The organism is Micromonospora sp. NPDC007271 (genome assembly GCF_040634005.1).
Taxonomy (GTDB): domain Bacteria; phylum Actinomycetota; class Actinomycetes; order Mycobacteriales; family Micromonosporaceae; genus Micromonospora.
Genome location: NZ_JBEYER010000025.1, coordinates 1,965 through 23,467 on the forward strand (window position 1 = coordinate 1,965; position 21,503 = coordinate 23,467).

General features: G+C 74.4%; 21 protein-coding genes. 11 read left to right on the forward strand and 10 right to left on the reverse strand.

The features are described 5' to 3' along the window. Positions 1-1,246: HAMP domain-containing protein (locus tag ABZ570_RS11645; RefSeq protein WP_358060708.1), on the reverse strand; the 1,246-nt coding region annotated here is incomplete at its 3' end. Positions 1,247-1,425: 179 nt separating this feature from the next. Here ABZ570_RS11645 and ABZ570_RS11650 point away from each other — a divergent pair. Further along, on the forward strand, positions 1,426-3,492 hold the full coding sequence (locus ABZ570_RS11650; RefSeq protein ID WP_358060711.1) for a SpoIIE family protein phosphatase: 2,067 nt from the start codon (positions 1,426-1,428) through the stop codon (positions 3,490-3,492). A gap of 121 nt (positions 3,493-3,613) precedes the next feature. On the opposite strand, the gene ABZ570_RS11655 is transcribed toward ABZ570_RS11650, so the two are convergent. Further along, positions 3,614-5,089, reverse strand: coding sequence for an FAD-binding oxidoreductase (locus ABZ570_RS11655; RefSeq protein WP_358060714.1), 1,476 nt, complete (start codon positions 5,087-5,089; stop codon positions 3,614-3,616). Positions 5,090-5,189: 100 nt separating this feature from the next. On the opposite strand from ABZ570_RS11655, the gene ABZ570_RS11660 reads away from it, so the two are divergent. Further along, the gene (locus ABZ570_RS11660; protein WP_358060717.1) at positions 5,190-7,340 is read left to right on the forward strand and encodes a S9 family peptidase; all 2,151 of its coding nucleotides are present in this window, start codon (positions 5,190-5,192) and stop codon (positions 7,338-7,340) included. A 60-nt stretch (positions 7,341-7,400) separates the two neighbouring features. Here the strand turns inward: ABZ570_RS11660 and ABZ570_RS11665 are convergent, their stop codons facing one another. Beyond that, positions 7,401-8,345 carry a threonine/serine dehydratase gene (locus tag ABZ570_RS11665; RefSeq protein WP_358060720.1) on the reverse strand — a complete coding sequence of 315 codons (945 nt, stop codon included), beginning with the start codon at positions 8,343-8,345 and terminating at the stop codon, positions 7,401-7,403. Positions 8,346-8,507: 162 nt separating this feature from the next. On the opposite strand from ABZ570_RS11665, the gene ABZ570_RS11670 reads away from it, so the two are divergent. Beyond that, entirely contained in the window at positions 8,508-8,684 is a 177-nt protein-coding gene (locus ABZ570_RS11670; RefSeq protein ID WP_358060723.1) for a hypothetical protein, read from the forward strand. Positions 8,685-8,970: 286 nt separating this feature from the next. Here ABZ570_RS11670 and ABZ570_RS11675 read toward each other — a convergent pair whose 3' ends face one another. The 4 genes from ABZ570_RS11675 to ABZ570_RS11690 all read right to left on the reverse strand — a co-directional run bounded on the left by ABZ570_RS11675 (position 8,971) and on the right by ABZ570_RS11690 (position 12,407). Next, entirely contained in the window at positions 8,971-10,530 is a 1,560-nt protein-coding gene (locus ABZ570_RS11675; protein ID WP_358060726.1) for an FtsX-like permease family protein, read from the reverse strand. After that, positions 10,527-11,228 carry an ABC transporter ATP-binding protein gene (locus tag ABZ570_RS11680; protein WP_358060729.1) on the reverse strand — a complete coding sequence of 234 codons (702 nt, stop codon included), beginning with the start codon at positions 11,226-11,228 and terminating at the stop codon, positions 10,527-10,529. The genes ABZ570_RS11675 and ABZ570_RS11680 overlap by 4 nt, the downstream gene beginning before the upstream one ends. Further along, positions 11,225-11,761 carry a PadR family transcriptional regulator gene (locus ABZ570_RS11685; RefSeq protein WP_358060732.1) on the reverse strand — a complete coding sequence of 179 codons (537 nt, stop codon included), beginning with the start codon at positions 11,759-11,761 and terminating at the stop codon, positions 11,225-11,227. Before ABZ570_RS11685 ends, ABZ570_RS11680 begins: the two co-directional genes overlap by 4 nt. A 76-nt stretch (positions 11,762-11,837) precedes the next feature. Continuing rightward, complete coding sequence (locus ABZ570_RS11690; RefSeq protein WP_358060735.1) at positions 11,838-12,407, reverse strand: TIGR03086 family metal-binding protein; 570 nt, start codon at positions 12,405-12,407, stop codon at positions 11,838-11,840. A 31-nt stretch (positions 12,408-12,438) separates the two neighbouring features. Here ABZ570_RS11690 and ABZ570_RS11695 point away from each other — a divergent pair, with 31 nt between their 5' ends. Then, positions 12,439-13,230, forward strand: a complete 792-nt coding sequence (locus tag ABZ570_RS11695; protein WP_358060738.1) for an AraC family transcriptional regulator — start codon at positions 12,439-12,441, stop codon at positions 13,228-13,230. A gap of 35 nt (positions 13,231-13,265) precedes the next feature. Here the strand turns inward: ABZ570_RS11695 and ABZ570_RS11700 are convergent, their stop codons facing one another. Next, positions 13,266-14,804: a SpoIIE family protein phosphatase gene (locus tag ABZ570_RS11700; RefSeq protein ID WP_358060937.1), complete on the reverse strand. Its 1,539-nt coding sequence runs from the start codon at positions 14,802-14,804 to the stop codon at positions 13,266-13,268. Between the two features lie 245 nt (positions 14,805-15,049). On the opposite strand from ABZ570_RS11700, the gene ABZ570_RS11705 reads away from it, so the two are divergent. Further along, positions 15,050-15,406 carry an STAS domain-containing protein gene (locus tag ABZ570_RS11705; RefSeq protein WP_358060741.1) on the forward strand — a complete coding sequence of 119 codons (357 nt, stop codon included), beginning with the start codon at positions 15,050-15,052 and terminating at the stop codon, positions 15,404-15,406. Here ABZ570_RS11705 and ABZ570_RS11710 read toward each other — a convergent pair. Next, positions 15,352-16,722 (reverse strand): MFS transporter, encoded by a 1,371-nt coding sequence (locus ABZ570_RS11710; RefSeq protein WP_358060744.1) that lies wholly within the window; start codon positions 16,720-16,722, stop codon positions 15,352-15,354. The two genes, ABZ570_RS11705 and ABZ570_RS11710, sit on opposite strands and share 55 nt — an antisense overlap. 49 nt (positions 16,723-16,771) lie before the next feature. On the opposite strand from ABZ570_RS11710, the gene ABZ570_RS11715 reads away from it, so the two are divergent. The 4 genes from ABZ570_RS11715 to ABZ570_RS11730 all read left to right on the forward strand — a co-directional run bounded on the left by ABZ570_RS11715 (position 16,772) and on the right by ABZ570_RS11730 (position 18,724). Continuing rightward, entirely contained in the window at positions 16,772-17,455 is a 684-nt protein-coding gene (locus ABZ570_RS11715) for an FCD domain-containing protein (RefSeq protein ID WP_358060747.1), read from the forward strand. A gap of 40 nt (positions 17,456-17,495) precedes the next feature. Continuing rightward, on the forward strand, positions 17,496-17,966 hold the full coding sequence (mscL, locus tag ABZ570_RS11720; RefSeq protein ID WP_358060750.1) for a large conductance mechanosensitive channel protein MscL: 471 nt from the start codon (positions 17,496-17,498) through the stop codon (positions 17,964-17,966). An 80-nt stretch (positions 17,967-18,046) separates the two neighbouring features. Beyond that, positions 18,047-18,295, forward strand: coding sequence for a hypothetical protein (locus ABZ570_RS11725; protein ID WP_089004487.1), 249 nt, complete (start codon positions 18,047-18,049; stop codon positions 18,293-18,295). Between the two features lie 69 nt (positions 18,296-18,364). Beyond that, entirely contained in the window at positions 18,365-18,724 is a 360-nt protein-coding gene (locus ABZ570_RS11730; protein ID WP_358060754.1) for a hypothetical protein, read from the forward strand. A gap of 59 nt (positions 18,725-18,783) precedes the next feature. Here the strand turns inward: ABZ570_RS11730 and ABZ570_RS11735 are convergent, their stop codons facing one another. Continuing rightward, a complete protein-coding gene (locus ABZ570_RS11735) occupies positions 18,784-20,004 on the reverse strand; it encodes a benzoate/H(+) symporter BenE family transporter (protein WP_358060757.1) in 1,221 nt (406 codons plus the stop codon). Between the two features lie 89 nt (positions 20,005-20,093). On the opposite strand from ABZ570_RS11735, the gene ABZ570_RS11740 reads away from it, so the two are divergent. Both ABZ570_RS11740 and ABZ570_RS11745 read left to right on the forward strand, forming a co-directional pair. Further along, complete coding sequence (locus ABZ570_RS11740) at positions 20,094-20,642, forward strand: XRE family transcriptional regulator (protein WP_358060760.1); 549 nt, start codon at positions 20,094-20,096, stop codon at positions 20,640-20,642. 102 nt (positions 20,643-20,744) lie between these two features. Next, complete coding sequence (locus ABZ570_RS11745; protein WP_358060763.1) at positions 20,745-21,464, forward strand: protein phosphatase 2C domain-containing protein; 720 nt, start codon at positions 20,745-20,747, stop codon at positions 21,462-21,464. Positions 21,465-21,503: the final 39 nt, after the last annotated feature.

Sequence of the window (21,503 nt, forward strand, 5' to 3'; positions counted from 1 at the left end):
CGTCCACGGTGATCTTCTGCGACAGGTCACCCTTCGCCACCGCCGTGGAGACCTGCGAGATGTTGCGGACCTGGCTGGTCAGGTTGCCGGCGAGCTGGTTCACGTTCTCGGTCAGGTCCCGCCAGGTACCGGAGACGCCGCGTACCTGGGCCTGGCCGCCGAGCTTGCCCTCGATGCCCACCTCCCGGGCCACCCGGGTCACCTCGTCCGCGAACGACGACAGCTGGTCCACCATCGTGTTCACGGTGTCCTTCAGCTCCAGGATCTCGCCCTGCGCGGCCACCGTGATCTTCTGCGAAAGATCACCCCGGGCGACCGCGGTGGAGACCTGGGCGATGTTGCGCACCTGAGCGGTCAGGTTCGACGCCATCGAGTTGACGCTGTCGGTCAGGTCCTTCCAGGTGCCGGCGACGTTCGGCACCTCCGCCTGGCCGCCGAGCATGCCCTCGGTGCCCACCTCACGGGCCACCCGGGTCACCTGCTCGGCGAAGAGCCGCAGGGTGTCGGTGAGCGAGTTGAAGGTGTGCGCCAGCTCGGCCACCTCGCCCTTGGCCGACACGGTGATCTTCTGCGACAGGTCGCCCTTGGCCACCGCCGCGGCCACCTGGGAGATGGACCGCACCTGGTACGTCAGGTTCGACGCCATGGTGTTCACCGAGTCGGTGAGGTCCTTCCAGGTGCCGGCGACCCCGCGTACGTCGGCCTGGCCGCCCAGCTTGCCCTCGGTGCCCACCTCACGGGCCACCCGGGTCACCTCGTTGGAGAAGGACGAGAGCTGGTCGACCATGGTGTTGACGGTGCGGCCGATGTGCAGGTACTCACCGCGCAGCGGGCGCCCGTCGATCTCCAGCGCCATGTGCTGGGACAGGTCACCGTCGGCCACCGCCATGATCACCCGGGCGATCTCGGTGGTCGGCCGGCCCAGGTCGTCGATCAGCGAGTTGATCGCTTGCTGGCCCTCCGCCCACGAGCCGTCCAGCCCCTCGTCGTCGAGGCGTTCGGTGAGCCGGCCGTCCCGGCCGACGATCCGGCTGATCCGGCGCAGGTCCAGGTGCTGCCGCTCCTGGAGCGACACCACGTCGTTGAAGGCGTCGGCCACCTGGCCGGCCAGGCCGGCCCGCCGGGGCAGCCGGACCTTGAGGTCACCGCGGCGCACCCGCCGCAGCGCCTCCACCATTTCGCCGAGGAGCACCTCGTGGTCGGGGGCGGACGGGTCCGCGGCTACCGACTTGTTCGCCGTGGTCATCATTCCTCGCTCAGCTCGGGGCCGTCTGGCTCGTGCCGACACGCGGCCATCACACCATTCTGCCCGCCTTCCGTCGAGGCCACGGCCGACGAGCACGCGCCACGCCCGGGCATCCGCGCGAGCGGCGTGATCGGGGGGAGCGCTTGGCACCCGGGGTGGCGGCGGTGGAGGATACGGAGGTGTCAGCGGAGGCGGGGCCGGCGACGAGCGGCGGCGCGGACGAGCATGTCCGGCGGGTCCGCCTCCCCGCGGACCGGCGTACGCCCGCTGCGGCCCGGGCCCTGGTCCGGTCCGTGCTCGGCGAGGCGGACCTGGACGAACTGCTCGACGAGGCACTGCTGCTCACCACGGAACTCACCACCAACGCCGTGGAGCACGCCCGCACCGAACTGGACATCGAGGTCGAAGCGGACAGCGGGGGTCTGACGGTCACGGTCATCGACTTCGCGGCCGGCCCGGTCGACGAGCTGGTGGTCGGCGTGCGCAACGTCACAGCGGACATCACCGAGGTGGCCGAGCGCGGGCGCGGGCTGCTGCTGGTCGACCACTTTGCCAGCCGGTGGGGCACCACCTACCTGCCCACCGGAAAGGGCATCTGGTTCCGGCTCGACCGGCACGACGACGAATCGCCCGCCCTGGCCACGGTCGAGAGCCCCGCGATGGACACCACGGTGGGCGGGGCGGAGGCCGACTCCCCGAACGCGGCCGCGATGAGCGAGCTGATGCAGACCAGCCCCGACCCGTACGCGGACGATCCGCTGCCGGAGTTCGTTACCGGGCTGCTGGCCCGGCTCGCCGAGATGGTGGGCGCGGCCGGCGGCGTGGTCCGGCTGGACCGGGGCGACGGGCAGGGCAGCCAGGTGCTCGCCCGCTACGGCCGGCACCCCCGGGAGGGGAACGAGCTGCTGCGGGTCCCGCTCGCCGTGCACCGGCCCTACGCCGGTGAGTTGGAGCTGGATGCGGCGCCCTCGGCGTACGCCCGGCCGCTGGCGGTGCTGGCCGCCGAACGGCTCTCGCTGCACCTGGAGAACGACCGGCTGCGCCGGGCGGACGTCCGCCGGTCGGCCTGGCTGACCTTCCTCGCCGAGGCGAGCGAGCTGCTCGCCCAGTCGCTCGACGTCGAGCTGACCATGGCGCTCATCCCGCAGCTCGTGGTGCCCCGGCTGGGCCAGTGGTGCGCGGTGCACACCACCGACGAGTGGGGCCGGCTGCGGCTCGCCGCGTCCAGCCACGCCGACGAGTCGGTGCTGCCGCAGCTGCACCGGGTGCTCCAGGAGACCGGGCCGGACTCGATCCAGGCCCGGCTGCGGGAGGCGTCCCGGAGCGCGGCGCAGGTGCCGCTGAGCGGGCCGATGGAGGGGTTCGCCGTACCGCTGATCGCCCGCGGGCAGCGGCTCGGCACCCTGGCCGTCGGCCGCCACCAGGGGCACCGGCACGATCCGGACGAGGTCTCGGTGCTGGAGGACGTGGCCCGGCGGGCGGCACTCGCGATCGAGAACGCCCGCATCCACGCCGAGCGTCGGCGGGTGGCGCAGACGCTCCAGCAGTCCCTGCTGCCGCCGGTGCTACCGGTGGTCGAGGGCATCGGCTTCGCCGCCGAGTACGTCCCGACGGGCGGCGACGCCGAGGTCGGCGGCGACTTCTACGACGTGGTGCCGCTGCCGGACGGCCGGTGGCTGGTGGTGGTCGGCGACGTCTCGGGCAAGGGCGTGCAGGCGGCGGCGGTGACCGGCCTGGTCCGGGACGTGATCCGGGTGCTGGCCGGCGACGGCAAGCCGTTGCCGGAGGTGCTCGTCCGGCTCAACGAGACGCTGGTCGAGCGGGGCAGCGGCCGGTACTGCACGCTGGCGCTGGCGGCGGTCGGGCCGGGCGAGGGGGACCAGCTCGACGTCTCCCTGCACCTGGCCGGGCACGACCGCCCGGTGCTGCTGCACGGCGGCGGTGGGGCCGCCTTCGTCGGCACGGGCGGTACCGCACTCGGGCTGCTCGACTCGATCACCACGCCGACGGCCGAGATCTCGCTCGACCCGGGCGACATGCTGATCTTCTACACCGACGGGGTCACCGAGCGGCGGCGCGGCCGGGAGCTCTTCGGCACCGAACGGTTGCGCGCGTCGGCGGCCCCGCTGGCCGGTTACTCCGCGGACGTGGTGGCCGCCCGGCTGCGTGCCACGGCGATCGGCTTCTCGACCGAGGCTCCCCGCGACGACATCGCCATCCTGGCGCTCCGCAACGACGCGCTCTGACCCCCACCCAGCCCCACAGGCCCGCCGCGTCGATCAAGAGGTTTGCGTCCGGCGTGGGCCGGATCCTGACGCAAACTCCTTGATCAACGAGAGTGGCGGCCCGGGGGTGGGGCAGTTGGGGTCAGAGGCCGCCGGGGAGGCGGCCGGGGGCCAGGCGCTGGTGCGGGTCGAGGTGTGCCTTCGCCGTGCGGAGGCGGGGCAGGGTGGGCAGCTCGCCCCAGAGGTCGACCACCCGGCGCACCGGAGTGGGGGCGGCGACCACCACGCAGCGGCCCTGGCGGGCGAGGAGCACCCCACGGACGGCGGCGAGGATCGCGGCCACCCGGTCTGCCGGCAGGGCGGCGGGCAACGTCGCGTACACCGTGCCGACCCCGGCCGAGCCCCGCACCGGCACCGGAACGCCGACGGCGTCGCGCAGCGCGTAGACCGCCGCGTGCAGGTCGTTGATCGGAACCTCCACCCGCAGCGCGGTGTCGCCCGGGCCGAACGGGTACCGCCCCCACCACTCGGGAGCCGCGGAAGCGGTGGTGGCCTCCGGGCCGAGCAGGGCGGCCAGGCGCTCGGCCCGCTCGGCGACGTCCGCCGGGCCACCCTCCAGCAGCACGACCAGGCTGCCCGCCGCGGCCGGCCGGGCCGGCCGCCCGGCCACCGCCGGATGATCAGGGCGGGCGAAGACGGACGGGTGGGACGGGTGCACCCGCCGGCGCGGCAGCGGCACCGGCACGGGCAGATCCAGCTCGACGGCCGCCGGATCGAGCCGTGCGGCGAGCACCGCGCGGACCAGGTCGTGCACCTCCAACGGGGTCCAGACCGGGCGGGACACCCAGACCCGGCTGGCGGGCACGGCCTGCACCCGCAGGGTCGCCGAGACCAGCACCCCCAGCCCGCCCTGCGAGCCGCAGAGCAGCCGGGCCACGTCCAGCCCCGGCAGGTCGCCGGTGCCGAAGAGCGCCGCGGCGCCGCCCGGCAGGCCCGGGGATGCCGCCGCCCCACCGCCGCCCGCCTGGTCTCGGGCCGTCGGAGCCGCCCGGCCCAGCGACGTCGTGCCGGACTCACCGATGCTGACCAGCTCGCCGTCCGCGTCCAGGTAGCGGACGCCGACGAGCTGGGCGCACGGACTGCCGTGCCGGTGCCGGAGCGGCCCGGCCTCGTCGGCGGCGAGCACCCCGCCCAGGGTCGCCCCGGGAGAGGGCACGTCGACCGGGAGGCGCCGGCCGGTGCGGCCGAGGCTCGCCTGGACCGCCCGCAGCGGGGTGCCGGCGCCGATCTCGGCCAGCGGGGAGCCCTGCGGCTCGTGCCAGACCCCGGCGAGCCGGCCGGTGTCGAGCAGGATGTCGACCTGGGCCGGCGCGGCCCCCCAGTCGATCTTGGTGCCGGCACCGCGTGGCACCACCGTCAGGTCGTGCGCGGCGGCCAGCCGCAGCACCTCGGCGGCGGCGTGCGGGCCGCCCGGCACCGCCACCCAGCGGGCCGTCCGGCCGGCCACCTCGTCGGCCGCGCCGGCGAAGCGGGCGAACGGCGGGCCGCAGATCTCCGCCAGTCGCCGGGTGATCTCGAGGGCTCCGGGTCGATTCGTGGAACTCGCTGCAGCCGCCATGGCGGTCATCGTACACATGTTCGAAAGTCGCGGACGGCAACTTGCCGGATCCGGCCGAGCGACCGCCCGGCAGCGACCGCCTGGCCGGTAACGTGACGCCGTGACCACCGAGACCCCCGACAACTCCAGCTCGGCGCGGCCGGCGCCGGGCCACGACCCGGAGCCGTCGCCCGTACCTGTCGCCAAGCGCGTCCCGACCGAGCGCACCCACCACGGCGACACCGTCGTCGACGAGTACGCCTGGCTCGCCACCAAGGACGACCCTGCGACGATCGCCCACCTGACCGCGGAGAACGCGTACACCGAGGCGCGCACCGCGCACCTGGAGGGGCTGCGCGCCCAACTGTTCGAGGAGACCCGCCGGCGCACCCAGGAGACCGACCTGTCGGTGCCCACCCGCAAGGACGGGTACTGGTACTACACCCGCACGGTCGAGGGCCAGCAGTACGGCGTGCACTGCCGCCGGGCCGTCCGGGACGGCGAGACCGTCCCCCCGATCAGCGCCGACGGCGCCCCGCTGGACGGCGAGGAGGTGCTGCTCGACGGCAACCAGCTCGCCGAGGGGCACGACTTCTTCGCCCTCGGCGCGTTCGACGTCAGCCCGGACGGGCGCTGGCTGGCGTACTCGACGGACTTCGCCGGCGACGAACGGTTCACCCTGCGGGTCAAGGACCTCAGCACCGGCGAGGTGCTGCCCGACGAGGTCCCCGACACGTTCTACGGCACCGCCTGGTCCACCGACGCCTCCACGCTCTTCTACGTCACGGTGGACGACGCCTGGCGGCCGTACCGGGTCTGGCGGCACGCCGTCGGCACCCCGTCGAGTGAGGACGTGGTGGTCCACCAGGAGGACGACGAGCGGTTCTGGGTGGGCGTCGAGCTGACCCGCTCCGAGCGGTTCGTGGTCATCGACATCCACAGCAAGGTCACCAGCGAGGTACGGGTGATCCCGGCCGCCAACCCCACCGGCGAGCCGGCGATCGTCGCGCCGCGCCGGCAGGGCGTCGAGTACTCGGTGGAGCACCACGGACACCGGTTCCTGATCCTGCACAACGACGGCGCGGAGGACTTCGCGCTGGCGTACACCTCGGCGGACGCGCCCGGCGACTGGACGCCGCTGATCGAGCACTCGCCGGGCACCCGGCTGGAGGCCGTCGACGCGTTCGAGAATCACCTGGTCGTCTCGCTGCGCGGCAACGGGCTGACCGGGCTGCGGGTGCTGCCGGTCGGCGGCGGCGACCCGTACGACATCAACTTCCCCGAGCCGATCTACAGCGTCGGGCTGGACGCCAACCCGGAGTACCGCACGAACGAGGTGCGGCTGCGCTACACCTCGCTGGTCACCCCGGACTCGGTCTACGACTACGACCTGGTCACCCGACAGATGGTGCGGCGCAAGCAGAAGCCGGTCCGCCCCGGGCCGGACGGGCGGGCGTACGACCCGGCCGACTACGAGCAGCACCGGGACTGGGCGCTCGCCGACGACGGCACCCGGGTGCCGATCTCGCTGGTCTGCCGGAAGGGCACCCCGCGCGACGGCTCCGCCCCCTGCGTCATCTACGGCTACGGCTCGTACGAGGCGAGCATGGACCCCTGGTTCTCCATCGCCCGGCTCAGCCTGCTCGACCGGGGGGTCATCTTCGCCGTCGCGCACATCCGCGGCGGCGGCGAGCTGGGCCGGCGCTGGTACGACGAGGGCAAGCTGCTCGCCAAGAAGAACACCTTCACCGACTTCGTGGCCTGCGCCCGGCACCTGGTGAAGGCCGGCTGGACGGCCGCCGACCGGCTGGTGGCCCGGGGCGCGTCGGCCGGTGGCCTGCTGATGGGCGCGGTGGCCAACCTCGCCCCGGACGCGTTCACCGGGATCGTCGCGCAGGTGCCCTTCGTGGACGCGCTCACCTCGATCCTCGACCCGTCGCTGCCGCTCACCGTCACCGAGTGGGAGGAGTGGGGCAACCCGCTCGACGACCCCGAGGTGTACGCGTACATGAAGTCGTACACGCCGTACGAGAACGTGGCCACGGTCGACTACCCGGCCATCCTCGCGGTGACCAGCCTCAACGACACCCGGGTCCTCTACCACGAGCCGGCGAAGTGGATCGCCCGGCTGCGGGCCGTCGCGCCGCAGGGCGACTACCTGCTCAAGACCGAGATGGGCGCCGGCCACGGCGGCCCGAGCGGCCGCTACGACGCCTGGCGCGAGGAGGCGTTCATCAACGCCTGGATCCTCGACCGCCTCAACCGCGCCTGACGTGAAAGGAGGGGTCCCCTGTTAACGCCTGCGGCATAGCAGGGGGCCCTTCCTAACAGGTCAGGCGGTGAGCGCCGACGCCAGCACCGCCGGGTCGACGTTGCCGCCGGTGACCACGGCGACGGCACGGCCGGACGGCAGTTCGTCGGCGTGGAAGAGGCGGGCGGCGACCGCCACCGCCCCGCTCGGCTCGACCACCAGGCGGGCGTCGCGGACCAGCCGGCCCATCGCCAGCGCGATCTCCTCCTCGGTCACCGTGACGATGCCGTCCAGGCGGGCCCGCAGGTGGGCCAGGGTCAGCGCGGACAGGTTGGTACGCAGCCCGTCCGCGCTGGTCCGGTAGGTCCGCTCGACGTCCCAGACCACCACCTCACCGGCGGCGAGGGAATCCCGGGCGTCCGCGGCCAGCGCCGGCTCCACCCCGATGACCGCCGCCGACGGGCGCAGCGCCTTCACCGCGGTGGCGACCCCCGAGGAGAGCCCACCCCCGCCTACCGGCACCAGCACCACGTCGACGTCGGGCAGGTCCGCCACGATCTCCAGCCCGATGGTGCCCTGCCCGGCGATGATCCGCCGGTCGTCGAAGGGCGGCACCAGCGCGGCCCCGGAGTCGGCGGCGATCCGCTCCGCCTCGGCCAGCCGGCGGGCCGGCGCGACCAGCACCACCTCGGCGCCGAGCGCGCGGATCCGGTCCACCTTGACCTGCGGCGCCCCCTCGGGGACGACCACGGTGCACGGGACGCCGGACACCCGGGCCGCGTACGCGAGCGCCTGGCCGTGGTTGCCGGACGAGTGGGTCACCACGCCCCGGGACCGGGCGGCCGGATCGAGCCGGGCCACCGCGTGGGTCGCCCCCCGCAGCTTGAACGACCCGACCGGTTGCAGGCTCTCCGGCTTGACGCACAGCTCGTCGTCCCACGGCGTCGACAGCAGCGGGGTACGCACGACGGTTCCGGCGATGTCGTCGGCGGCGGCCCGGATGTCCTCGATCGAGATCAGTTCCATCGACCCATCGTGCCTCGCCGTCGCGACGGTCCGCCGCCCCGGCGCTCGCCAAGATCGCCCTCAATCCCGGAAACACCCCCCATCTCGTGGCAGGAGGCCACTACCTCCACGATCGGGTGGGATCTTGCGAGGACATCCCCGCCGGGGACCTACACTGCGCGGGTGAGCCAGGCCGAGGAGGAGCCGGCCGGGGAGGAACCGGCCCCGGAAGGTGCGGCCCGACGCGGGCCGACCTGGGTGATCCTCGCGGTGGTGGCCTCCGCCCTGCTGGTCTGCTGCTGCTCGGCCGTGATCGGCCTGGCCGTCGCCTGGTCCGCCGGTCTGCTCACCGCCCGCTGACGTCCGCCACGCCCCGCCGGCTCAGCGCACCGGGGCCGGCGGGAACATCGCCGCCGCCTCCCCGGTGCGGGCCATCCGCTCCAGCGCAGCCGGCCGTGGCCGTACCGGCGATCACGGTCATCCGGCGACGCCGTCCGGTCCGGTCCACGAACACCGGCGCCGCACCGCCGGACTGGTTCCGCATGCTTGGTCGTCTCCTGCTGTTCCGCTGCTCGGTCGGCCGGTGCGGCCCCGCTCGGGGGCACCGCCCCAGCCGAACAGCTTCGGCGACGGCCACCGTGTCACGTCAGGTCGTCCGCAGCTCCTCCACCGCCGTGCTGGACCTCAGGAGGAGGACGCCGAATCCGACCGTGACCAGCACCGCGGCCAGGGCGCCGGCGCCATAGAGGGCGAGCAGGTCGGCCGGCACCTGCACGGCCCGCTCGACCGCCGGGACGAGGATCTCGCGGGTGTGCTGCGCCGCCGTCGCCGGGTTGTCGCAGATCTCCGGGCCCGCGTCGCAGGAGCTGTACGACGAGCCGCCCGTCCGGACGGTCCCGCCGAAGACACCCCGGACCAGCAGCGTCCCCACGGTCAACGCGACCAGGATCGCCGGGACGGCCGGCGTGACGGCCTGCCAGAGGAGGGAGCGCCCGAGCACGCCGCGCGGGACGCCGCCGGCCACCAGAGCCGCGTACGCCCGGCGCCGGCTGACCACGTTCTCGGCGACGGCGACCAGCAGCCCGAGGGCGGCGATCACCAGGGCCACGACCACCGCCGCGTGCACCAGGTCCATGGCCCGCAGGTAGAAGTCGTCCGCCTCGGCCACCGGCACGTGCGGCTGCCCGACTGCTTCGTCGAAGCGTCGCCGGTCCTCGGCGAGCGCGGCACTGCGCGTCCGGAAGTGAGCGGTCATCATGGCCGCTCCCGCGCCGAAGATCAGGGCCGTGAGGAGGGCGGCGAAGGTCCGGCTGCCCATCCAGGGATCAGCCATCAGGCGACTCGAGGCGAGCAGGCCCGCCGGCCGCCGGGCGTACCGGCGCAGCAGCCGGCCGGTGATGTGGGAGACCCAGCCGGTGCCGGTGACCACGCCGATCATGGCGAGCAGCGCGCCGCCGACCAGCAGCGTCGGCACCAGCCAGGGGGGTAGCTCCGCATGCCGCCGGTCGTACCAGAGCGTCACCGGCCGGATGGCGGCGAAGGCGACCAGACCCAGGATGATCAGCAGACCGGGCCAGGGCCAGGGGCCTCGGGTCCGCACCCTCCGGACCACGCCGAACGGAGTGGTCGCCACCCGGCGGAGCATCAGCGCGGTGGCCAGCGCGGCGACCACCGGCAGCCCGAGCACCAACGCCGCCATCCCGACGCTCGACGGGTACACGTCGGTGGGCAAGGGAAGCCGGCCCCGCGCGTCCGGCCGGTGCAGCAGCCGGTGACCAGCCAGATAGACGCCCAGTCCAGCCAGCGTGCCGAGCAGGCTCGCCACCCCGGCCTCCGCCATGGCGACCCGGCTGACCTGCCCGGGGGTGGCCCCGGCCAGCCGGAGGGCGGCCAGCCGGCGGTCGCGGGCCGGTGCGCCGAGCCGGGCGCACTGCCCGGCCAGCGCCAGCACCGGGATGGTGAGCAGTAGCAGGGCGAACGCGGTGCCACCGCGCAGCCCCGGCTCGACCAGAAGCTGGTTGGCGTACTGCTCGGACCAGCGCATCTGGTTGCCGTCGGTGGCCAGCGGCGTCGGGATGGCCAGCACGGTCAGCGCCGCGAGGCCGGCGAGGGTGGCCAGCGCGGCGCTGAGTGCGGTCAGTGCCACCCGCGCCAGGTCGGCCCGGGTGCCGGCCAGTGCGAGCCGGAGCAGGGTGCCCGGCGTCACCGGTGGCCGCCCGGCGCCGGCGCGTCCAGACCCAGGCCCGAGTGGTCCACCATCCCGTCGCGCAGCGTCACCTCGCGGTCGGCGTACGCGGCGATGCGCGGCTCGTGGGTGACCAGCACGACGGTGGTGTGCTGCTCGCGGGCGAGCCGGACCAGCTGGGTGAGCACCTGCTCGCCGGTGAGCGTGTCCAGCGCGCCGGTCGGCTCGTCGGCGAAGAGCACCCGGGGCTCGGTGACCAGGGCGCGGGCGGTGGCGCAGCGCTGCTGCTGGCCGCCGGACATCTCGCCCGGCCGGACGTCGGCCACCTCGGCCACGCCGAGCCGTTCCAGCCAGGTCAGCGCCGCCGTCCGCGCCGCTCGCCGCCCCGTGCCGGCGAGAAGGAGCGGAAGGGCGACGTTCTCCGCCGCGGTCAGCTCGGCGACGAGCTGGCCGAACTGGAAGAGCACCCCGAACTCGGTGCGCCGCAGCCGGGACCGGGCCGCCTCCGACCAGGTGTCGACCCGCTCACCCCGCCAGGTGACCTGGCCGGCGTCGGGACGAAGGATGCCGGCGAGGCAGTGCAGCAGGGTCGACTTGCCGCATCCGCTCGGTCCGGTGACGGCGACGATCTCCCCCTCCGCCACGTCGAGCGTCACGCCGCGCAGCGCGGGCGTCCTGTCGTACGCCTTGACCACACCGCGGGCCTCCAGATGCGTCACGAGTGCACCTCCCGGTGCCAGTCGGCGACCCGGTCGAGGGTGGTGTGCAGCCACCGCAGGTCGGCGTCGAGATGGTTGATGGCGAAGTCGGCCGCGATCACGTCGTCGAGGCTGGCCGAGGGGGCGCTCTTCACCGCGGTCAGCTCGCGGAGCCGCTCGGTGTGCGCCCGGCGCTGGGCGATGAGATAGGACCGGGCCCGCTCGACGTCGGCGACCAGGAGTGCGACCACCACCTTGGCGAAGAGGGTGCTGGCCACGTACGGCATCGGCGACTCGACGGTGGCGAGCCACCGGTCGAGCGCCGCCCGCCCGTCCTCGGTGAGCGCGTACGCCGTGCGGTCCGGTCCGCCGTCGCGTTCCTGCCCGGCCGGGACCACCAGGCCGTCCCGCTGGAGCCGGGCGAGGGTGGCGTAGACCTGCCCGAACGCGAGCGGCCGGGACCGGGGCAGCCGCTCGTCGTGGGCGCGCTTCAGGTCGTAACCGTGCCGGGCGCCACCTACGAGCAGTCCGAGCAGGACGTGCGGTGTGGACACGCCCGCAACTATTCACTTGGCGAATAGTGGTGTCAAGAGCGACCCGCGCGGCATGGTGCCACGCGGGTCGAGGGCGTCAGGGCAGCCAGGCCGGATCCCGGCCGGTCCGACCGAGTAGACGGTCCAGCCCGGTGGCGTCGACGGCGGTGGGCACCGGTTCACCGAAGGCCCCCATCCGCCGGCCGGTCTCCCCCATCCGGTCCATGAAGCCGTGCCCCGCCGCGAGCACCGCCGGGTCGACCTCCGCCTCCGGTTGCCCGGTGGCCCGGGCCAGGTCCCAGCCGTGCACGGTGAGGTCGATCAGGGCCATCTCGCCGACCGTCTCCTGCGGCAGCCCCATGCCGGGCGACACGCCCTCCAGCGCCGCCGGGTCCGACCACGCCTCGATCAGGCGTACGGTCTCCGCCGCGAACCCGTCCCGCCAGCCGTCGGTCAGGTGGTCGGTCTTGGCCGACCAGTCCACCTCCTGCCGTCGGGCGAGCGCCTGGAAGTTGACCACCACGTCGTACACGTGGTTGAGCAGGCCGCGCACCGTGTACTCCGGGCACGGGGTGGGTAGGTCGAGCTGGTCGTCGGAGATGCCCTGGACCACGGTCACCGTCCGGGGCGCGACGACGGCCAGCAGCTCACTAGTCTTCGTGGTCATAGGGCCAGCGTATGAGGGTGGTCTTGAAAAAATGCGACACGAACCGCGGCAGGACAGCCGGGGAATCCTCGACCCCGGCCGGCTGCTGCGGCAGGTCCGCTTCCGCCGTCGGCTGCCCGCACCGGCGCTGCGCCCGTACGTCGAGCACTACTGGCTGGTCGACTGGGAGCTGACCGAGCCGCTCGACCAGCGGGTCGTGCCGCACCCGACGGTCAACGTGGTGTTCCAGGCCCGGGAGGGCACGCCGGAGACCGGGGAGATCGCCGGGGTGGACACCGGCCTGTTCACCGTCACCCTGCACGGCGTCGGCCGGGTCACCGGGGTGCAGTTCCGCCCGGGTGGCTTCCGCCCGTTCTGGGGCCGGTCCGTGGCCGAGCTGACCGACCAGCGCCGTCCCCTCACCGCTGCCCGGCCGGTCTGCCCCGGCAGCGACGACGAGCGCTGCGGCCGGCTCGACGAGCTGCTCACCGCCGGGAAGCCGGTGCCGGACCCGCTCGCCGCCCGGGCCACCGCGCTGGTCGAGGAGATCCGCGCGGACCGGAGCATCCTGCGGGTGGACGACTTCGCCGGGCGGCACGGCCTCTCGACCCGGCGGCTCCAGCGGCTCTTCCTGGAGTACGTCGGGGTGGGCCCCAAGTGGGTGATCCGGCGGTACCGGCTCCAGGAGGCCATCGAGCAGGCCACCGCCGGGCCGGTGGACTGGTCGCGGGTCGCCGCCGACCTCGGGTACGCCGACCAGGCGCACCTGGTCCGCGAGTTCACCGCCGTCGCCGGGGTCTCCCCCGCCGCGTACGCCCGCTCGCTGGTCGCCAGCGGCGGGTGACGCTTCGCGGCGGCCGTCCCGTCGCCGGCGCGGGGTCAGCGGCGGCGGACGGCGACCACCGCGACGTCGTCCTGGATCTCGGGCGGTGCCAGCTCGACCAGCAGCCGCTGGCAGAACCGGTCGAGGTCGTCGTCCACCCGGGTGGCGACCGCGCCCAGCGCGGCCATCCCCTCGTCGATGGTCGCGTCCCGGCGTTCGATCAGGCCGTCGGTGTACAGCACCAGCGTCGCCCCGGCCGGCAGCACGAACTCCAGGTCCGGCGGGCGTGGTGCGCGGACGCCGAGCAGCGGGGCGGACTGCTCCACGAACCGCACCCGGCCCGCGCTGCTGACCAGGGCCGGCAGATGACCGGCGCTGGCCAGCCGGACCAGCCCGCTGCCCGGGTCGAGCAGGAGCACGCAGATCGTGGCCAGCTCGCTCGGCAGCAGGACCCGCATCAGCTCGTTGAGCCGGTCCAGGATCACCCCCGGCGGGTGCCCCTCGACCGCGTACGCCCGCATCGCGTGTCGCAGCTCGGCCATCACGGTCGCGGCGTGCAGCGAGTGCCCGGCCACGTCACCGATCGCCATCAGCAGGTGGCCGTCGAGCATCACCAGTTCGTAGAAGTCGCCGCCCACCTCGGTATGGGCGCTCGCCGGCTCGTACCGGACGGCCAGGTCGAGGCCGGCGATCTCGGGCAGCCGGCGGGGCAGCAGGCTGCGCTGGAGGGTCACCGCGATCCGGTGCTCCTGGTCGAAGGAGCGCTGGGCCTCCGCCGCCGACGCGATCGCCTGGGCGAGCTGCACCAGCACCGGCGTGCGGACGGTCTGGGTGGCGGTGGGCACCACCACGTAGAGCGCGGCCCGGTCCTCGCGTAGCCGGGCGGCGGCCACGGTCACGGTGTCCCCGGCCGGCCAGGCGACCAGCTCCCAGTTGCCCGGCTCGTCCACCCGGACGGTGGTGCCGATCGGCACTCCCGTGTCGTCCACCGTCCACGGCACCACCGTCGGTGCCGCATCGGGCCCGGCCGCCACCCCGGCCAGACAGTTGCCGTCGACGGTCTCCGCGATCACCGCCGCCGGGCTCTTGAAGATCCGCGCCGCGCCGGCCGCCGCCGCCTCCATCAGCCGGACGAAGTTCGACGCGGCGTGCATCTGCACCGTGGCGTCGGCCAGCGCGACCAGCCGCTCGGCGAGCAGCTCCGCCCGCTGCCGGGCCTGGTAGTAGCGGAGCACCGCGTGGGCGGTGGCGACCAGCTCCTCCGGCTCGATCGGCTCGGCCAGGTAGGCGTCCGCACCCCGGGTCAGGCCCTGCGCCCGGTCCACCACGTCCATCGCGTGCGCCGAGACGTGGATGACCGGGGTCGCCGGGTGGGACTTCTTGATCCGCTCACACACCTCGAAGCCGTTCAGGTCGGGCAGGCGCACGTCGAGCACCACGAGGTCGATCCGCCCGGTCTCCATCCGGGCCAGCGCCTCGGCGCCGTTCTCCGCCTCGATGGTCTCGAAGCCGGCCCGGGTCAGCCAACTGACCAGCAGGTACCGCTTGGTACGACTGTCGTCGACCACCAGTACGGTCGCCGCCCGGCCGTCCACCGTCACGCCCAGCGCTCGGTCACTCGGTCGGCGTGCTCGCTGAGCAGTCGGGTCAGCCGAGCGCTCTGTTCGGCGCCCAGCGCCATGGTGGCCTCCCTGAACTCTGAACGGGCCGGACTCTATCACCGGTTTCGGTCACACTCCTTGTCCCAGGGCAAAGAAATGATCGACGGCACCGGTGTCGGCTCCCGTTCTGCGTACCACCCACTTGGTGGAGTACGGTTCCACCGAACAGGAGGTCGCGAATGTCCCTGACGGTGCAGACGGAACAGCGCGGCGACGTGGTCGTCGTGTCGGTCGCGGGCGAGCTGGACATGGCCACGGCACCGCAGCTTCAGGACCAGATCACGGATCTGCTCGACAAGGGGCGTAACCGCCTCGTCTTCGACCTGGCGGACCTGTCGTTCTGCGACTCGACCGGGCTGTCGGTGTTCGTCCGCGCCAAGAACAGCTGCGACGAGGCCGGCGGCGTGGTGCGGCTGGCCGCCCCCCAGCGCGGTGTGCTCCGCATCCTGGAAGTCAGCGGCCTCGTCGAGGTGCTGCACACCTACCCGACGGTCGAGCAGGCCGTCGCGGGCGACCCGACGCCGGCCTCCTCCTGACGCTCGACTCTCAGCTGTTCGTCCTCGATGTAGCGGGGTCGGGCGATCACCAGGCCCGACCCCGTCTGCACGGCGAGGGCCACCAGCAGGAGGCCGATCGGCGCCGTCCAACCCCCGGTCGCCTCGTAGAGGATGCCGACCAGCAGCGGACCGAGCGCGGCGATGAGGTACCCGGTGCTCTGCGCGAAGGCCGACAGCGCGACCGTGCCCTCGGCGGTCCGCGCCCGCAGCCCGATGGTGGCCAGGATCAGCGGGAACGCACCCTGCCCGAGGGCGAGCAGCAGCACCCAGAGCGGCGCGAGGCCGTGCGGCGCGACGGCCAGGCCGAGGTAGGACGCCGCCGAAAAAGCGGTCAGCGCGAGCACCAGGGGCCGCAGCGTCCGCAGCCGGCCGGCCAGGGCCGGCATGGCCAGCGCCACCGGCACGCCGAGCGCGGTCACCCCGGCGAGCAGCAGGCCCGCCGCCTCCGGCGCGTAGCCGGCGTCGCGGAAGAGCTGGGCCAGCCAGCCCATGATCGCGTAGCCGCTCAGCGACTGCATCCCGAAGTAGACGGCCATGGCCCAGCCGAGCCGGGTCCGCGCCGGCCGCACCCGGGCCGGGGTCGCGGCGACCGCCACCGGGCCCGCCGCCCGCCGCGCCGCCCGGGCCCGCCGCGCCAGCGGCGCCCAGGGGAGTACGGCCACCGCGGCCAGCCCGGCCCAGACGCCGAGCCCGGCCCGCCACGAGCCGAAGGCGTGTGCCACCGGCACCGCCGAGGCGGCGGCCACCGTCGTGCCCGTGGTCAGCGCCATCGTGTACGCCCCCGTGACCAGCCCGGTGCGATGCGGAAAGTGCTGCTTGACCAGCATCGGCAGCAGGATGTTCGCGACCGCGATGCCGGCCAGGGCAAGCGCGCTGGTGAGCACGAAGAGCGGCGCCGAGTCGGTGACCACCCGCAGCACCTGCCCGGCGGCGAGGGCGACCATGGCCAGCACCAGCACCCGGGCGGCCGGCCAGCGGCGGACCAGCCACGGGGTGAGCGCGCCGAGCCCGGCGAAGGCGACGGTGGGCAGGGTGGTGACGACGCCGGCCATGGCGCCGGAGAGGCCCAGCCCGACGCGGACCTCGTCGAGCAGGGCGCCCAGGCTGGTCACCGCCGCACGCAGGTTGAGCGCCACCAGCAGCATGCCGACCAGCACCAGCGCGCCACCGGTGACCGGGCTGACCGGGCGTGCCGGCGGGGTCGCCGGGCTCGGCGTCGCCTCGGTGGTCGGCGCCCCGGTCAGGGCGGGCCCGTCGACGGCGGGCGCGGCGGTGCTGCTGGCTGGCGGTGTCATGACCTCCAACCTACAATCATGGGATGAATTTCGGGAGGAGTTGTAACCGGTGACACGCACCGTCGATCCGGTCGCCGTGCCCCCGCGCGGCCACCGGGTACGCCAGACCATCGAGCAGCTTCGGGCCCGCATCCTCGGCGGCGAGTGGCCGGTGGGCGGGCGCATCCCCACCGAGCCGCAACTCGTCGCCGCACTCGGCGTGGGGCGCAACACGGTCCGGGAGGCGGTCCGCGCGCTGGTGCACGCCGGGGTGCTGGAGTGCCGCCAGGGCTCCGGGACGTACGTGGTGTCGACCGACGAGCTGGCCCCGGTGGTGGCCCGCCAGCTCACCGACGACCGGATGGCCGAGGTGGTCGAGGTGCGCCGCGCCTTCGAGGTGGAGGCGGCCCGGCTCGCCGCGCTGCGGCGTACCCCGGCGGACCTGGCGGCGCTCGACGACGCGCTCGCCGCCCGGGAGACCGCCTGGCGCTCCGGCCGGGTCGACGAGTTCGTCGAGACGGACGCCGCACTGCACAGCGCGGTGGTGGCCGCCGCGCACAACGGCATGCTGGCCGAGCTGTACGCCTCGGTCGGCGCCGCGCTGCGCAGCACCGTCGCCCAGGCGATGGGCGGCGCGCTGGAGCCCGAGCGGTACGTCGACCACAGCCGGCTGGTCGAGGCCATCCGGGACGGCGACCCGGCGCGGGCGGCGATCGAGGCCGGTGCTTTTCTGGAGGCTCCCTCCGGGGCATAGGTTGTCCCGGACCGAGACACCGGACAGCACGGGAGTGCGGATGTTCAAGGGCTTCAAAGACTTCATCATGCGCGGCAACGTCGTCGACCTGGCGGTCGGTGTCGTCATCGGCGCCGCGTTCACCGGCGTGGTCACCCAGCTCACCAAGTCGTTCCTGGACCCGCTGATCCGGGTCTTCGTGCTGCTCGTGACCGGCAGCGACAAGGGCATCGCGGGCACCGCTCCCACGTTGCTCGGTGTCAAGTTCGACTGGATCGCCTTCGTCAACGCGCTGATCACCTTCCTGCTCACCGCGGCGGCGCTCTATTTCCTGGTGGTCTATCCGATGAACAAGCTCGCCGAGCGGCGGCGGCGCGGTGAGGAGCCGCCGCCGACGGCCCCGAGCGAGGAGATCAAGCTGCTCACCGAGATCCGGGACGCGCTGCTCGCGGGCGGTCACGCCACGCCGGGCCAGCGGGGCGCGCTGGACGACGTGCGGGGCCGCAGGCAGGAGCCGTCCGCCTCGCGCTGACGTCCCGCCCGCATCCGGCCCCCGTGGGAATCCCGCGGGGGCCGACACGTCTCGAACATCTGTTCGATAGAGTCCCCGTCATGGAGCAGCGCAGGCACTGGTGGAACGGGAAATGGGGGCGGCTGGCCCGGCGGGACGTGTTCCTCCGGGTGGACGGCGACCGCTGGCACGTCGAGCAGCGGGCCGGCGGCGCCGAGGGGGTCTCCCGGTTCTACGAGTACGACAGCGTGGAGGAGGCGGAGGATACGATCCGGGCGCTGCTGGAGGGGCCGGACACCTGGCGCGAGCTCTCGCCCCGCCCGCCGAGCGGCTGGGCCCCGCCCGTCTAGCGCCGGGCCGACCCGTCTAGCGCCGGGCCGACCCGTTTAGCGCCGGGCCGACCCGGGAACCGCGCCTGCATGAGCCAGGAGACCATTTCCCGGGTCACCACGGGCATGCGGGTGGTCGACTCGACCGGCGCCGAGGTCGGCACCGTGGATCTCGTCCAGCGCGGCGACCCGAACGCGGTGACCGTGCAGGCGCCCGCCGGGGTGGACCCGGGCGGCAGCCTGGACGAGCTGATCGAGTCGGCGGCGGTCGAGGAACCGGACGTCCCCGCCGACCTGGCCGCCCGGCTGCTGCGCACCGGCTACCTGAAGGTCTCCACCGAACTGGCCCGGACCGGCGCGGTCTACGTGCTGGCCGACCGGATCGCCGCCGTCACCGACGGCGGCGTACGCCTCAATGTCCCGGCCGGGGCGTTGCCCGAGGAGGAGTGAACGGTCGCTGTCGACCTGATGTCGTGGACGACTCAGGCGTCGAGCCGGCGACGCCCTGATCAGCCGACCCGCACCGAAACGACCGGCTCCCCCGCCGGCTGGTCCGCCGGGGGCGGTGCCGACCGGTCGGCGGCCCGCCGGCGGCGGAAGAGCAGGAGCATCAGCCAACCGGCCACCAGGCCCCAGAACGCGCCACCCACCCCGAGCAGGCTCACCCCGGAGGCGGTGACCACGAAGGTGACCACCGCCGCCTCGCGGGCGTCCGGCTCGGCGACGGCCGCCGAGACCGCGCCGGCCAGCGCGCCGAGCAGCGCCAGCCCGGCCACCGCCTCGACCAGGACCGGCGGCGAGAGCAGCACCAGGGCGGTGGCCACCCCGGCACCCAGGCCGAGCAGGGCCATGCCGATCCCCGCGGTGACCGAGGCGATCCAGCGCCGCTCCGGATCGGGATGGGCGTCCGGGCCGGCGGCCAGGGCGGCGGTGATCGCGGCCAGGTTCACCGCGTGCCCGCCGGCCGGCGCGCCGAGGGCGGTGGCGAGCCCGGTCACCCGGAGCGCGGAGCCCAGCGGGGCGCGATAGCCGTAGCCGGCGAGGACGGCCGTCCCGGGCACGTTCTGCGCGGCCATGGTGACCAGGAACAGCGGCAGCGCGAGCCCGACCACCGCGGGCACCGTCCAGGCCGGCGCGGTGAGCGCGACGGTCGGGGCGAGGTGCGTCCGGATCGGCCCGGCGGCGGTCAGCGCGATCGCCACCGTCGCCACCGCCAGCGCGCCCGGCACCGCCCAGCGCCGGGCGAAGCGGTGCAGCACCAGCCAGGCGAGCACCACCGGCCCGGCCAGCCGGGGCACCTCGACCAGGGCCCGGACGGGGGCGGTGCAGAGTGGCAGCAGCACTCCGGCGAGCATGGCGCTGGCGATCGGGGCCGGGATCGCGGCGACCGCCCGGCCGAGCGCCGGGACCAGCCCGGCGGCGGCGATGAGCACGCCGGTGAGCAGGAACGCGCCGACCGCCGCCGGCCAGCCGCCGGGCACCGGGCCGGTGGCGACCAGCAGCGCGGCGCCCGGGGTGGACCACGCGATCGCCAGCGGCAGCCGGTGCCGCAGCCCCAGCCAGACCGCGCAGCAGCCGGTGGCAATGCAGAGCGCGAGCAGCCCGGAGGCGGCCTGCGCCTGGTCCGCGCCGACCGCGCGTAGCCCGGCGAGCACGACCGTGAACGAACTGGCGAAGCCGACGAGGGCCGTCACGACCCCGGCCAGCACGGGTTGCAGCCGACCGGCCACCCATCCTCCCGTCGGTTGCCCGCCGCACCGCCCTTCCGACGGCGGCATCGTTCCGTTTACGGAACGGCACGGTGTAGCACCATAGCCGCATGGCAGCAGCCCCACCAGCCCGGGACCGGGCACCCGAGACGGTCGGCCGGCGCGTCCGCGCTCTCCGCGAGGAGCGGGGGATGTCGCTCTCCACGCTGGCCCGGCTGGCCGGCGTCGGGAAGGCCACCCTCTCCGGGCTGGAGAACGGCACCCGCAACCCGACCCTGGAAACCCTGTACGCGGTCACCGCACAGCTCGGCGTGCCGCTCACCGCAGTGCTCTCCGGGCCGACGGCGACACCCACGGTCAGCGGCGCGGCGGTCAGCGCCACGCTGCTGGAGGTCTTCACCGACACCGACGCGACCTACGAGCTGTACCGGATGCGGGTCGCCCCGGGGCCCGGCCAACTCTCCCCCGCGCACCAACCCGGGGTGACCGAGCACATCACCGTCTTCGCCGGTGTGCTGCGGGCCGGGCCCGTGGACGCCCCGCTGACCGCCGCGGCCGGCGGCCACCTGCGCTGGACCTCCGATGTGCCGCACAGCTACGCCGCGCTCGGAGACGAGGAGGTACGCGCCAGCCTGCTGCTGCGCTACCCGCGCCACTGACCACGGTGGATCGGGCCGCCGTTCCCGGGCAGCGGAATCTTTCTCGGCGTACCCCCGGGTAGCGTAGAGACGGCGGCGGGGTCTTCTTGGCAAGCTTGTCCCATGACGCTGATCCTCCGCTCGGCCATCCGCAACGACGTCGGCCTCGTCCGGACCAACAACGAGGACTCCGCCCTCGCCGGTGACCGCCTGGTGGCGGTGGCTGACGGCATGGGTGGGCTGCCCGCCGGCGAGGTGGCGAGCGAGATCGTCATCCGGATCCTCGACGAGTTGACGCCGCCGACCGTCCCCGACGAGGCCGCCGACGCGCTGCGCGCCGTGGTGAGCACCGCCAACCAACGCATCCGGGCCGCCATCACGGTGGACCCGGCCCGCGACGGCATGGGTACGACGCTGACCGCCGGGCTGCTCGCCGGCGACACCCTGGTCCTCGCCCAGGTCGGCGACTCCCGCTGCTACCTGCTGCGCAACGGCGGGCTGACCCAGCTCACCCGGGACGACACCTTCGTGCAGGCGCTGGTCGACCAGGGTGCGCTCTCCCCCGACCAGGCCCGGCACCACCCGCAGCGGTCCCTGGTCACCCGCGCCGTGCAGGGCTCCGACACCCCACCGGTCATCGGAGCGCTCACCGTCACCCCCGGCGACCGGTTGCTGCTGTGCAGCGACGGCCTGTCGGACTACGTGGAGGACACCGCGATCGCCTCGGCGCTGGCCACGTACGGCGACCGGCAGCAGTGCGGCGAGCAACTGGTCAAGCTCGCCCACCAGGCCGGCGCGCCGGACAACGTCACCGTCGTGGTGTCCGACGTCGCCCAGGCCTGACCCGGCCGCCCGGCTCAGCACGGGCGGCCCCCAGGACAG

What these genes read in the sequence shown, in the direction of transcription:
- ABZ570_RS11695 (WP_358060738.1), top strand. Translation starts at nt 12,439, where the DNA reads ATGCGACACGAACCGCGGCAGGACAGCCGGGGAATCCTCGACCCCGGC.
- mscL (WP_358060750.1), top strand. Translation starts at nt 17,496, where the DNA reads ATGTTCAAGGGCTTCAAAGACTTCATCATGCGCGGCAACGTCGTCGAC.
- ABZ570_RS11710 (WP_358060744.1), bottom strand. Translation starts at nt 16,722, where the DNA reads ATGACACCGCCAGCCAGCAGCACCGCCGCGCCCGCCGTCGACGGGCCC.
- ABZ570_RS11665 (WP_358060720.1), bottom strand. Translation starts at nt 8,345, where the DNA reads ATGGAACTGATCTCGATCGAGGACATCCGGGCCGCCGCCGACGACATC.
- ABZ570_RS11745 (WP_358060763.1), top strand. Translation starts at nt 20,745, where the DNA reads ATGACGCTGATCCTCCGCTCGGCCATCCGCAACGACGTCGGCCTCGTC.
- ABZ570_RS11705 (WP_358060741.1), top strand. Translation starts at nt 15,050, where the DNA reads ATGTCCCTGACGGTGCAGACGGAACAGCGCGGCGACGTGGTCGTCGTG.
- ABZ570_RS11740 (WP_358060760.1), top strand. Translation starts at nt 20,094, where the DNA reads ATGGCAGCAGCCCCACCAGCCCGGGACCGGGCACCCGAGACGGTCGGC.
- ABZ570_RS11725 (WP_089004487.1), top strand. Translation starts at nt 18,047, where the DNA reads ATGGAGCAGCGCAGGCACTGGTGGAACGGGAAATGGGGGCGGCTGGCC.
- ABZ570_RS11690 (WP_358060735.1), bottom strand. Translation starts at nt 12,407, where the DNA reads ATGACCACGAAGACTAGTGAGCTGCTGGCCGTCGTCGCGCCCCGGACG.
- ABZ570_RS11655 (WP_358060714.1), bottom strand. Translation starts at nt 5,089, where the DNA reads ATGGCGGCTGCAGCGAGTTCCACGAATCGACCCGGAGCCCTCGAGATC.
- ABZ570_RS11730 (WP_358060754.1), top strand. Translation starts at nt 18,365, where the DNA reads ATGAGCCAGGAGACCATTTCCCGGGTCACCACGGGCATGCGGGTGGTC.